This is a genomic window from Thiomonas arsenitoxydans (genome assembly GCF_000253115.1).
Taxonomy (GTDB): Bacteria; Pseudomonadota; Gammaproteobacteria; order Burkholderiales; family Burkholderiaceae_C; genus Thiomonas; species Thiomonas arsenitoxydans.
The window spans coordinates 3,700,018-3,711,726 of record NC_014145.1 but is presented as its reverse complement, the minus strand read 5'-3'; the positions used below and the strand labels follow the sequence as shown (position 1 = coordinate 3,711,726).

At 62.5% G+C, this 11,709-nt stretch carries 13 protein-coding genes; 5 read left to right on the top strand and 8 right to left on the bottom strand.

Annotated elements, in window-relative coordinates:
- Positions 1 to 70 precede the first annotated feature (70 nt).
- The 3 genes from THI_RS17520 (at position 71) to THI_RS17510 (ending at position 2,410) form a co-directional block, all read left to right on the top strand.
- The gene (locus THI_RS17520; RefSeq protein WP_013107584.1) at positions 71 to 1,642 is read left to right on the top strand and encodes a sensor domain-containing diguanylate cyclase; all 1,572 of its coding nucleotides are present in this window, start codon (positions 71 to 73) and stop codon (positions 1,640 to 1,642) included.
- Positions 1,643 to 1,861: 219 nt separating this feature from the next.
- Positions 1,862 to 2,056 (top strand): hemin uptake protein HemP, encoded by a 195-nt coding sequence (gene hemP / locus THI_RS17515; RefSeq protein ID WP_013107583.1) that lies wholly within the window; start codon positions 1,862 to 1,864, stop codon positions 2,054 to 2,056.
- A gap of 75 nt (positions 2,057 to 2,131) precedes the next feature.
- On the top strand, positions 2,132 to 2,410 hold the full coding sequence (locus THI_RS17510; protein WP_013107582.1) for a hypothetical protein: 279 nt from the start codon (positions 2,132 to 2,134) through the stop codon (positions 2,408 to 2,410).
- On the opposite strand, the gene THI_RS17505 is transcribed toward THI_RS17510, so the two are convergent.
- The 5 genes from THI_RS17505 to mnmG all read right to left on the bottom strand — a co-directional run bounded on the left by THI_RS17505 (position 2,411) and on the right by mnmG (position 7,422).
- A complete protein-coding gene (locus tag THI_RS17505) occupies positions 2,411 to 3,313 on the bottom strand; it encodes a ParB/RepB/Spo0J family partition protein (protein WP_013107581.1) in 903 nt (300 codons plus the stop codon).
- Positions 3,314 to 3,340: 27 nt separating this feature from the next.
- Complete coding sequence (locus THI_RS17500; RefSeq protein WP_013107580.1) at positions 3,341 to 3,907, bottom strand: RBBP9/YdeN family alpha/beta hydrolase; 567 nt, start codon at positions 3,905 to 3,907, stop codon at positions 3,341 to 3,343.
- Entirely contained in the window at positions 3,904 to 4,677 is a 774-nt protein-coding gene (locus THI_RS17495; RefSeq protein ID WP_013107579.1) for a ParA family protein, read from the bottom strand. The genes THI_RS17500 and THI_RS17495 overlap by 4 nt, the downstream gene beginning before the upstream one ends.
- A gap of 115 nt (positions 4,678 to 4,792) precedes the next feature.
- A complete protein-coding gene (rsmG, locus tag THI_RS17490) occupies positions 4,793 to 5,467 on the bottom strand; it encodes a 16S rRNA (guanine(527)-N(7))-methyltransferase RsmG (RefSeq protein ID WP_013107578.1) in 675 nt (224 codons plus the stop codon).
- Positions 5,464 to 7,422 carry a tRNA uridine-5-carboxymethylaminomethyl(34) synthesis enzyme MnmG gene (mnmG, locus tag THI_RS17485; protein ID WP_407830078.1) on the bottom strand — a complete coding sequence of 653 codons (1,959 nt, stop codon included), beginning with the start codon at positions 7,420 to 7,422 and terminating at the stop codon, positions 5,464 to 5,466. Before mnmG ends, rsmG begins: the two co-directional genes overlap by 4 nt.
- 97 nt (positions 7,423 to 7,519) lie before the next feature.
- On the opposite strand from mnmG, the gene THI_RS17480 reads away from it, so the two are divergent.
- Both THI_RS17480 and THI_RS17475 read left to right on the top strand, forming a co-directional pair.
- Positions 7,520 to 8,191 carry a Crp/Fnr family transcriptional regulator gene (locus THI_RS17480; protein ID WP_013107576.1) on the top strand — a complete coding sequence of 224 codons (672 nt, stop codon included), beginning with the start codon at positions 7,520 to 7,522 and terminating at the stop codon, positions 8,189 to 8,191.
- Positions 8,192 to 8,269: 78 nt separating this feature from the next.
- Positions 8,270 to 8,461, top strand: a complete 192-nt coding sequence (locus tag THI_RS17475; RefSeq protein ID WP_013107575.1) for a YgaP family membrane protein — start codon at positions 8,270 to 8,272, stop codon at positions 8,459 to 8,461.
- 84 nt (positions 8,462 to 8,545) lie between these two features.
- On the opposite strand, the gene THI_RS17470 is transcribed toward THI_RS17475, so the two are convergent.
- The 3 genes from THI_RS17470 to hemN all read right to left on the bottom strand — a co-directional run bounded on the left by THI_RS17470 (position 8,546) and on the right by hemN (position 11,657).
- Positions 8,546 to 9,301 carry a sulfite exporter TauE/SafE family protein gene (locus THI_RS17470; protein WP_013107574.1) on the bottom strand — a complete coding sequence of 252 codons (756 nt, stop codon included), beginning with the start codon at positions 9,299 to 9,301 and terminating at the stop codon, positions 8,546 to 8,548.
- 251 nt (positions 9,302 to 9,552) lie between these two features.
- Positions 9,553 to 10,176, bottom strand: coding sequence for a MarC family protein (locus THI_RS17465; RefSeq protein ID WP_013107573.1), 624 nt, complete (start codon positions 10,174 to 10,176; stop codon positions 9,553 to 9,555).
- Between the two features lie 80 nt (positions 10,177 to 10,256).
- On the bottom strand, positions 10,257 to 11,657 hold the full coding sequence (gene hemN, locus THI_RS17460) for an oxygen-independent coproporphyrinogen III oxidase (RefSeq protein WP_231836271.1): 1,401 nt from the start codon (positions 11,655 to 11,657) through the stop codon (positions 10,257 to 10,259).
- Positions 11,658 to 11,709: the final 52 nt, after the last annotated feature.

Sequence of the window (11,709 nt, the reverse complement as noted above, 5' to 3'; positions counted from 1 at the left end):
TGGAGGGCAAGTTTTGCGAAGCGTAGTCTGGGCAATACGATGCGTGTTTTGTTGATGTGCCAATTTGTCCATGTACGACTCTTTGCATGTGGTTGCGCCCCCCGGTGAAGCGGATCCTTCCTGGCACATCGGGAGGGACGGGCTTTTCTCTGACCGCCAGCAGGACGAGATATTCATCCGCGCGGAATGGGGCGTGATCGGCCACCGGGTGCGGCAGATCGGGCTTTACGGCGCCTTGGCCTTTCTCTCCGCCACCTTTACCGACCTTTCGGTGCTCGGTCCAACGGCGGTGTACTGGAGCTTGCTGGTCGCGCGCTTTGGCATTCTGGCTTGGGGCCTGTGGCTGGCGCGGGTGGGTCGGGCCAAGGAGGTGCCGGATGTGCGCCGTGTGGCGACGGCGCTGCTCGGCTTCGAGCTGAGCATCATGGTGCTGTTCCTGCTGGTGGTGCTGGCCTATGGCGGCAGCGCGGACTATCACTCGATCACCGCGCTGGCGCTGATCTTTGCCGGCTATGCCTATGTGCCCGTGATGCGACGCGAGGCGATGTGGGTGGGCGGAGTGTTTACCGTACTGTTCGCGTTCGTTGTCTGGACTTCGCTGCATTTTGACGCCAAATACGTCAATATCGCGCTGGTGCTGTTCGGCTTTGCCAACGTGGCCGGATGGCAGATTGCGGTCTCGCTCAGCCGGGGCATGCGGCTGGCGTGGCTGGACCGACGCCGACTCGAACAGCAGGCGCAGGCGGCCCAGCAGGCGCGGCAGCGCGCCGAGCAAAGCGAGGAAAACCTCGAACACTTGTTCGACGCCTCGCCGATGCCACTGGTGCTGGTGCGTGTGGCCGATTCCCGGGTGTTGCGTTACAACGCGGCGGCGAAGGTGCTGTTCGACCCGCATGATCTCTCGCACGGCGACGTGTTCACGACCGATTTTTACGAAAATCCGGCGCAGCGCCTGCAGTTGCTCGAGCGTCCGCAAGCCGAAGGCACGGTGCGTCAGGCTGAAGTGCGGCTGAAGACGGTTGGAGGGCAGGGTGTGGACGCGCTCTTGTCCATGCGCCCGCTGCGCTTTGCCGGGGAGGACTGCATTGTCACGGGCATGGTCGAAATTTCAGCGCAGAAGCACCTTGAACAGCAACTACGCGCGCTGGCCCACACCGATCCGTTGACCGGGCTGCAGAACCGGCGCGGATTTTTCGCCATGGTCGAGCACGCCCTGCGGACGCGGCCCGCAGGGCAGCCAGGGCCTTGCATCATGCTGATCGATCTCGACCATTTCAAGCAGATCAATGACCGCTATGGCCACCCGGTGGGTGACGAAATCCTGGTGGAGTTTGCCCAGGTGGTGCTGTCGCTTTTGCGCGAGGGCGATGTGTTCGCTCGCATGGGCGGCGAGGAGTTCTGCATTCTGCTCGCGCATACGCGCGCGTCGCAGGCCTTGGAGGTGGCGGAACGGGTGCGCGAGTTCGTCGCGGCGCACCCGTTCCAGACCTCGGCCGGGGTGGTGCGCTTGAGCCTGAGTCTGGGCATCGCGGGATGCGATGCGCCGGTGCAGAGCATCGACCGGGTGCTGTCGATGGCCGATCAGGCGATGTATCGCGCCAAACAGGGCGGGCGTAATCGCACCGAGCTGTATTGCGACTAGGGTCTGTTCACGCTATTCCCTCTGAATCATGAGGGCATTCCTACAAATAAGAATTATTCGCAATAAGATAGCCCCAAGGCGATGGCGCAGAGCGTTTCGCCTCGGTGGGTCTGATTCCGGGCCGACCTGACTTGGGAGATCGATCATGGGATATGCAGAACTTGGGCTCAGTCTGTTGGTGGTGCTGCTGCTGACGTGGGCAGCGATGGAGTGGTCACGATGAACCCGGGGCTGTGCAAGCCATTGCCGCGAGCGGCGAACGTAGTCTCCGCGCTGGAGCCGGGTGCGAACGCGGGGTTGACCCTGCATTCGCGCGATCTTTTCCGGCAAGGCTCTGTGGTGCAGATTCGCCATCAGGGGCAGACTTACCAACTGCGTTTAACGCGGCAGGACAAGTTGATTTTGACCAAGTAGTTGATTTCTCGCAGCTTTGCTCGCCAGCCTTGTGTGGACTAGTCCTCCAGCACATTAGCCAGCCATGCGATTTTTATGCCGAATACCCAGAAAACCCGAGTCGACTCCGCCGAGCCGCTGTTGGCCGGAACCCTGGCATTGATGACGTTTTACGCGGACAAGCCCAGTCTTGCGGTCATGCAGAAAATCGGCCGTAATCTGCAGACCTTGCAGCAACACCCTCAACTCAGCGCCGAACTCAGCATCGTCTGCCGCCGTCTGGCAGCGTACTGGCTGACGCTGGGCAGCGAGGTGGGGCGGGCCGATGCGCATTCGGCCTGCCGCTTTGCGACGGCGTCGTCGGCGTTGCAGTAATTACGGTTGAGCGGTATCACCGCCGCGCAGCAGCGCGAGCAGCCCGTCGAGCTCGTCCAGAGAGGAAAATCGAATTGCGATTTCTCCGCCGTGCTGGCCTTTGCGGCCTGCCTTGCTGCGAATTTCAACCGGGGCGGTGAAGCGTTCCGACAGTTCTTCTTCCAGCCGCTTCCAGTCTTGATCTTTGGCGGCTTTGGCTTTTTTGGGCGTGGCGCCCGGGTTCTGCGCTTGCTGGGTGCGAGCCACCAGCCGTTCGGCTTCGCGCACGCTCAGGCGTTTGGCCAGAATTTGCTGTGCGGCCTGAACCTGCTGCGCCTTGTCGAGCGATAGCAGCGCGCGGGCGTGACCCATGTCGAGATCGCCCGCCAGCAGCATGGTCTGCACGGTCTCGCTCAGTTGCAGCAGGCGCAGCAGATTGCTGGTGGCGGTGCGCGAGCGGCCGACGGCTTGCCCGGCCTGCTCGTGGGTGTGGCCGAACTCTTCGATCAGCCGGGCGATGCCGCGGGCTTCTTCCAGCGGATTGAGGTCTTCGCGCTGAAGGTTTTCGATCAGGGCCATGGCCAGGGTGGTGCGGTCGTCAGCCTCTTTCACCAGTGCGGGCACGCTGTCGAGCCCGGCAAGGCGGGCGGCGCGTGTGCGGCGCTCGCCGGCGATGATTTCATAGCGGCCATCGGGCAGGGCGCGAACGAGCACGGGCTGCATTACGCCTTGCGCCTTGATACTCTGCGCCAGTTCGTAGAGGGCGCCCTCGTCCATCTGCGCACGGGGCTGATAGCGGCCGGGCACGAGATCGTCCAGCCGCAGTTCGCGTAGTGCGGCGGCGTCGGTTTCCGAGAGTTCGACGGAGGGGCCGAGCAGCACGTCGAGGCCGCGGCCGAGTCCTTTGGGTTTTTTGGTTGCCATGAGCGTGAGACGGATCAAGCTGGGTGATCAAGCAGAAAAAAGGGCGGTAGGGTGTTGGGCGGGCGGCAGCATCGCGTCCAGCAGTTGACGGCCATGGGGCCAATCGCCCAGGCCGGACGCGGCATTGACGTGTCCGCAGCCGCCGAGGTTGGCGCAGCGGGCCCCCCAGCGCTGGGCGAGCTGCTGTGCGGCCTGCCAGCGGCAATAGGGGTCGTCGGTACTGGCGGCGAGGGTCGCGGGGAAGGGCAGCGGCGCTTGGCTCAAAAGGTGTCGCCAGGGGAGCAAGGCGGCGGGCAGTTCATCGCTCTGCAGATCGGGCGGCGCGACCAGCAGTGCGCAGACGACGCGGTCGGCATGGCGCGTGCTGGCCGACCAAGCGTCGATCAGGTGGCAGCCCAGGCTATGGCCGACGAGCGCGACCGGGTCGGGCTGGGCGAGGATGACGTCTTCCAGCCGGGCGATCCAGTCGCCGCGGCGCGGAAAGTCCCAGTCGGCCTGTTCCACCACGATGTCGCCGTAAAGTCTTTCCCATTGGCGCTGCCAGTGCCCGTCGCTCGAGCCTTGCCAGCCGGGGAGCAGCAGAATGCGGGTCATGCGGCCACGGCCAGGCGGTCAACCATTTCCTGGGCAAACTCGGTGAAGGCTTTGGCGCCGCGGCTGCTTGGGTCGAACACCACGCCGGGCAAGCCGTAACTTGGCGCTTCGGCCAGGCGCACGTTGCGGGGAATGACGGTGTTGAACACTTTGTCGCCAAAATGGTTTTTAATCTGTTCGCTGACCTGCTGCTGCAAGGTGATGCGCGGGTCGAACATCACCCGTAGCAGGCCGATGATGCGCAGATCGCGGTTGAGGTTGGCGTGCACCTGTTTGATGGTGTTGACCAGATCGGACAGCCCTTCGAGGGCGAAGTACTCGCATTGCATCGGCACGATGACACCGTGCGCGGCGCAAAGACCGTTGAGTGTGAGCAGGCCCAGGGCGGGCGGGCTGTCGATGAGGATAAAGTCGTAGTCGGCATCGACGGTGGCGAGCGCGGTCTTGAGTCGGCGCTCTCGCTGCGGCAGGCTGACCAACTCGACTTCGGCGCCGGCCAGTTCGCGGTTGGCGCCGATGAGGTCGTACCCGGCTTTGGCGCTGCGTTGCCGGGCCTGGGCAAGCTCTGCCTGCCCGATCAAAACTTCGTAAACCGAGGCCTCAAGGGCGTGTTTGTCCACGCCCGATCCCATGGTGGCATTACCCTGCGGGTCCATATCGACCAGCAAAACGCGTTGGCCGATGTTCGCCAGGGCGGCGGCCAGATTGACACTGGTGGTGGTCTTGCCGACGCCACCTTTTTGGTTTGCGATGCAAAAAATCTGCGCCAAGCCGATTCTCCAGAAAACCGATGTTTCACGTGAAACGGTGCTGAGTGAGGAGTCCTACAGACTTCTGGCTCAACCGAGGCTGTATTGTGCCGGAGCCGATGGCTCGGCCACGAAATCAGCGGCCAGCAGACGTCAGCCGCAGCCACACCAGGCAACGCTGTGCATCGAGCCCAGGCACCTGCAGGGGTTCTACCTGCGCGGCCACATCCGCGGGCAATGCCATGATTTCATCTTGAGGCGCTTGGCCCTTCATGGCGCACCACTGGCCGCCGTCGGCAAGCAGGTGTCGGGTGCTCTGAATCAGCAAAGGCAGATCGCTGAAGGCGCGGCTGGTAATGCAATCAAAACCGCGTGCATCGGCCAGAGCCTCGACGCGCGCATGATGGACGTTGACCTGCCTGAGTTGCAGACTGCCGCAGGTCTGCTGCAGAAAGGCGCATTTCTTCTGCACCGTATCGATCAGATGAACTTCCGCCTCAGGCAGGCCGATGGCAAACACGATGCCGGGCAGGCCGCCGCCCGAGCCGACGTCCAACAGGCGCCGGGGAGCTAGGCGCTGCAGAGCGGGTAGTGCGGCCAGGCAATCGGCCAGATGCAGTCGGGCGATGCCTTCCAGATCGCGCACTGCGGTGAGGTTGAACACCCGGTTCCAGCGTTGGAGCAAGGCGGTGTAGTCGAGCAATTGCTGGCGCTGGCGCGCGGTAAAGTCGAGTTGGAGCGCGGACAGTGTTTGGTGCAAAAAGTCTTCGAGGGAAAAGCCGCCAGCGGTGCGGGGGGTAATCGCACTCACGCGAGGGCATCCTTTTCCAGTTTGAGCGCTTTTTTGAGGACGCCTTTGCGCAAATGAATCAACAGCAAGGAAACGGCCGCGGGGGTCATGCCCGACAGGCGCGAGGCCAGGCCAAGCGTCTCTGGGCGGGCTTGATTGAGCTTTTGTTGCACTTCGATCGACAGTCCCGACACTTCTCGGTAGTCGAGATCGGCCGGCAGGCGCAATGATTCCTGCTGCGCAGCGCGCTCGACTTCATCTTGCTGGCGTTCGATGTAACCGGCGTATTTGAGGTGGATCTCAACCTGCTCGCGCTCGGTCTCGCCCAGCGGGAATTCCGGGGCGAAAGCGGGGTGCGGGAACGCGGCCAGGGTGTCGTAGCGCAGTTCGGGGCGACGCAGCAAGTCGGCAAGGTTGTATTCGCGTTCGATGGATTTGCCCAGCAGCGCTTCAGCCTGTTCGGGCGGAAGGCTTTGCGGCGTGACCCAGGTGGTGCGCAGCCGTTGAATCTCGCGCTCAATGGCGTCACGTTTGCGGCAGAACGCATCCCAGCGGGCGTCGTTCACCACGCCGAGTTCGCGGCCGATCTCGGTTAGGCGCAGATCGGCGTTGTCTTCGCGCAGACTGAGCCGGTACTCGGCGCGGCTGGTGAACATGCGGTAGGGCTCGCTCACCCCTTTGGTCACCAGATCATCAACCAGCACGCCGAGATAGGCCTGATCGCGCCGCGGACACCAAGGATCACGGCCCTGTACCTGCAACGCGGCGTTGATGCCCGCCAGTAGCCCTTGCGCAGCGGCCTCCTCGTAGCCGGTGGTGCCGTTGATCTGCCCGGCGAAGAACAGCCCATCGATGGACTTGGTTTCCAGCGAGGTTTTCAGCGCCATCGGGTTGAAATAGTCGTACTCGATGGCATAGCCGGGACGCAGCAGATGGGCATTTTCCAGCCCCGGAATCGAGTGCACCATGGCAATCTGCACATCGAAGGGCAGGCTGGTGGAGATGCCATTGGGGTAAAACTCGTTGGTCTGCAGCCCCTCGGGTTCGAGAAAAATCTGGTGTGAGGACTTGTCGGCGAAGCGGTGAATCTTGTCCTCGATGCTCGGGCAATAGCGAGGGCCCACGCCTTCGATCACTCCGGTGAACATCGGGCTGCGATCGAGCCCGGCGCGAATGATGTCGTGCGTCTGCTCGGTGGTATGGGTGATCCAGCAAGCGACCTGTGCAGGGTGTTGATCGGCAGAGCCGAGAAAACTGAAAACCGGCATCGGGTTGAGGTCGCCCGGCTGCTCGATGAGCTTGGAAAAATCGATGGTGCGGCCGTCGATGCGCGCCGGCGTGCCGGTCTTGAGCCGCCCCTGCGGCAGTGCGAGCGCCTTCAGCCGGGCGGACAAACGCAGCGAGGGCGGATCGCCCGCGCGCCCGGCGGCGTATTGGTCGAGTCCGATGTGAATTTTCCCGTCCAGAAACGTCCCAGCGGTCAGCACCACGGTGCGGGTGCGAAAGCGGATGCCCGTCTGTGTCACCACGGCTGTAACCCGCTCGGCTTGGCCGGTCGATTCCACCAGCAAATCATCGGCCGCCTGCTGGAACAGCCACAGATTGGGCTGGTCTTCCAGCCGTCCGCGTATGGCACGCTTGTAGAGCTGACGGTCGGCCTGCGCCCGGGTAGCGCGCACCGCGGGGCCTTTGCTGGCGTTGAGAATGCGGAACTGGATGCCTGCTTCGTCAGTCGCCTCGGCCATTGCGCCGCCCAGCGCGTCCACCTCTTTGACGAGGTGTCCTTTGCCGATTCCGCCTATCGACGGATTGCACGACATCTGGCCCAAGGTTTCGATATTGTGCGTCAGCAACAAGGTGGCGCAGCCCATGCGCGCAGCGGCCAGAGCCGCCTCGGTGCCGGCATGCCCACCCCCGATGACAACGACATCAAAGTTACGCGGATAATTCACTGTGTGTCTCCTCAACCCGATCATTTTATGCGGGTTTACCCGGTGCGGCAGCTTGGTCGGGCTTTGTTTCACGTGAAACATATCCACGAACCGCATTATTTTGATCTTTCGACTCAATTCCATGCAAACCCTGCGCGAACTGCAAGAGCTTTATCCCTCGATGACCTCTGTGCCCACCGCTGAGCTGGAGGCGGAATGGGCTGGCGGGGCGACCGTCATGCAGGTGCCGCGCGGAACGCAGCTTTTCGCGCCCGGCGCGAACTGCGGCGGGTTCCCGCTGGTGTTGTCTGGCGAGGCGCGCGTGTTTCGCATGGCGCCCTCCGGGCGGCAGTTGGAGATGTATCGCCTGACGCCGGGTGAAATCTGCCTGGTGTCGTCGGCCAGCCTGTTTTCGGGTGAGGTGCTCACGGCCTTTGCGGAAATGCAGACCGAGGGGGCGCTGTGGATGATCCGTCCTGAATTGTTCGGACATTGGCTGCAATGCGCTCCGGCCTTTCGCCGGTTCGTTCTCGGCCAGTTTGCTGCGCGCATGGCCGACCTGACTGCCTTGATCGATGCGCTGGCCTTTCATCGCCTGGATCAACGTCTGGCGCAAGCCCTGCTGGGCCAAGGGCCGCGTCTGCAGAGCACCCATCAGCAACTGGCTGACCGGCTGGGCACGGCGCGGGAGATCGTCACGCGCCTGCTCAAGCGCTTCGAAGCGGCCGGGTGGGTGGGGCTGTCGCGCGAGAAGATCGACATTCTGCAGCCCGCCGTGCTGCGCCAAGTGGCCGCCGGGGAGGTGTCGGGGTAAGACGCGTGTGACCGAGGTCACTGTGCGCCCGCACGAATCGGTGTCAAATTGCGATATTCTTTTTTCAAGGAGTGGACCATGAAATTCAACGTCGGCGGTATCGATCGCATTCTGCGCATTATTGTGGGCATCGTTCTGATCGCCTTGAGCCTGATGGGCACCATCGGCGTCTGGGGTTGGATCGGCATTGTGCCGCTGGTCACGGGCCTGTTCAAATTCTGCCCGCTGTACTCCATCATCGGCATGAACACCTGCCCGATGAAAAAATAAGTCTGGCGGCCATGTGCCGTGCTTCAACGCCGTGTTTCAGATGAAGCGCCCACTGGCAACAGGCGGCGCTTTTTTTATGTTTGTTCAAAAAAACGCATCGTGCGCGGTCTTGAGAATGAGCGCCGCGACGACCAGCAGAAAGACGCCGCGCACGAAGTGCGTGCCACGGCGCAAGGCGAGCCGGGTGCCCAGCAGGCTACCCGCAATATTGCACACCGCGATGAGCGCGGCATACTGCCACATGACGTGGCCTTTACTGGCGAACACCAGCAGGGCCGCAAGATTGCAGGCCACGTTGACGACTTTGGCGCTGGCCGAGGCATGGAGAAAATCAAAGCCGAAGCCACGAACAAACAGGAAAATCAAGAAGTTACCAGTGCCCGGCCCGAAAAATCCATCGTAAAAACCGATCAGCAGGCCGCCGCCCACTGCCAGAGCCCGCTCGGCGCCGCCGCTCAGGTGCGGGGCATGGTGATGTCCCAAATCCTTGCGCTTGAGGGTGTAGAGCAATACGGCCAGCAGAATGAAAGGTAGGGCCTGCCGAAAATCAGTCGACTTGACTTGTGTGATGAGCCAGGCGCCGCCAAGCGCGCCGACAAACGCTGCAAGGGTGGCGGGCGCCACAGTGGACCAAGGGGGCTGAACCCGGCGCACATACGACCACATTGACGCCGAGGTGCCCCAGATGGCGCCGCCTTTGTTGGTGCCAAACAGCGTGGCAGGAGCCGCGTTGGGAAACGCAGCAAACAGGGCGGGTACGAGTACCAGACCACCGCCGCCGACAATGGCATCGACAAACCCGGCAAAGAGTGCGGCAATGCCGAGCAGGATCAGTTCCATATTGGGAGCGGGCGTGGGGAGCGGGGCGTAAAAAAGCACCGGAACGAGTGTTCACGGTGCTTCGGGGTACTGCTTGCGCTGCCATATTGTGCAGCGCTGTTGTCGTGAAGCAACCTGGGTTGCAGGTCGTTTGTCTCCTCGATCCCTCTTGTTGGGGCGCGTTGGGTGAGCCCAATCGCAATACAAAACATTGTTCGAATTTTGGCTGCCGCGCGCACTAGGGGCGAACCCTGAGAGTTGGGGTTTGCAGGTTAGCGTCCCAGGCCCGGAAATAGCTTGATCAGGCCGTCGCTCATCATTTCCACCGCGAGCGCCGAGAGGATCAGACCCATCAAGCGGGTCATCACATTGATGCCGGTCTTGCCCAGAAACCGCGCAATCGGTTCGGCCGCCATGAAGCACAGCGCCGCGGCCCCGGCAATGATCACACCGTAGCCGATCAGCACCGCGTGCTGCCACCAGTGGTGCGTGTTGCTGGCATAAATGATCACCGTACTGATGGTGGCCGGGCCTGTGAGCAGGGGGATGGTGAGCGGCACCACGGCCACGCTGGCCCGGTCGGCGGCTTCTTCCACCTCGTCACTGGTCGATTTGGTGGCGCCGGTTTTGGCGTTGAGCATGCTGATGGCGCTGATGAGCAACAGCATGCCGCCGCCGACCTGAAACGACGCGATGGAAATGCCGAAAAAATGCAGCAGGTCAGCACCGATCAGCGTGCTGACGGCGATGACCAGAAACGCCGAGATCGAAGCGACGAGGATGGTTCGCTTCTTCTGCTCCCGCGAGAAACTCTCGGTGAACAGAATGAAAAAGGGAATGATACCCAGCGGATTGACGATCGCCAGCAGGGCGATCAAGGGCTTGACCAGATTCATGGATTTGGAGTTGTGAGTGCGCGGGCTCCATTATCGGCGCCCTCGCCCTCATCTCACCGCCGGGCGTGACGGGCCAGCGTTCAGATCACCCGCGAATAGCGGGGCTGCAGCAATTGCTCGCGCGGCTGATGCAAATAGCCATCGAACTGCATGGCGACGATGCGCACCAGCAGGCGGCCTTGCGGCGTGACCTGGACGCGCAGACCTTGCGGGCCTTCGCGCACGACCAACCCGGCATCTTCCAGCGGCTTGAGGCGCTGCAGGTCGAGGGCAAAGGTGGTGGCGGCGTCCACTTTGAATTCGTCGGCCAGCGCGGCCAGATCGAGCTGGAAATCGCACATCAGCCGCTGAATGGCGGTGCGACGCAGGTGGTCTTCGGGAGTGAGATGCACCCCGCGCGCCGTGGGCAGCTTGCCGAAAGCCAGCATCTCGGTGTACTCGTCGATGGTCTTGGCGTTCTGCGCGTAGCAGTTGCCGACGTTGGAAATGCTGGATACGCCAAAGGCCAGCAGATCGAGTTCGGCCTGGGTGGAGTAGCCCTGGAAATTGCGGTGCAGCTTGCCCTCGCGCTGGGCGCGGGCGAGCTCGTCGCCCGGCTTGGCAAAGTGATCCATGCCGATATAGACATAACCCGCTTCTTCCAGCCGGCGGATGGCCAGACCCAGCAGGCCGAGCTTGACCTCGGCCGTAGGCAGATCTTCGGCGTTGATGCGGCGCTGCGGCTTGAAAATGTGCGGCAGATGCGCGTAGCTGTAGAGCGAGAGCCGGTCGGGCGAGATCTCGATCACCTGATCGAGGGTGCGGGCGAACGAATCGAGGTTCTGGAAGGGCAGGCCGTAGATCAGGTCGAGGCTGATGGAGCTAAAACCGTTGGCACGGGCGGCGTCGATCACCAGCCGGGTTTCTTCCACGCTCTGGATGCGATTGACCGCCTGCTGTACCTCCGGCGCGAAATCCTGCACGCCCACGCTCATGCGGTTGAAACCGAGTTGGGCGAGATGCGCCACGCGCGCCTCATTCACCTTGCGCGGGTCGATCTCGATGGAGAATTCGCCGCCGGGCTGCAGGTCGAAATGTTCGCGCGTCATGGCCATCAGCCGCGCGGCTTCCTCGTCATTCAGGAAGGTGGGCGTGCCGCCGCCCCAGTGAAGCTGGGTGACGGGCAGACGGGCTTGCAAGATGCTGGCGATCAGCCTCAACTCCTGTTCCACGCTGTCGAGATAGGGCGTGGAGCGGCCGTGATTCTTGGTGGGAATCTTGTTGCAGCCGCAGTAGTAGCACAGGGTCTCGCAGAACGGCACGTGGAAATACAGCGACACCGGCTCGTCGGGACGCTGGGCGCGGCGTCGCAATTCCTCGGCGTAGTCGCGCGCGCCGAAACCGGAATGCATGCGGTCGGCGGTAGGGTAGGAGGTGTAACGCGGGCCGGAGATGTCGAAACGCTGGAGCAGATCGGGCTGGAAGTCGAGAGATTGATTCATCATAATGATTGAATGTTTGCGCAAAGCCAGTAGGAAGGTTTTGATCTGACGC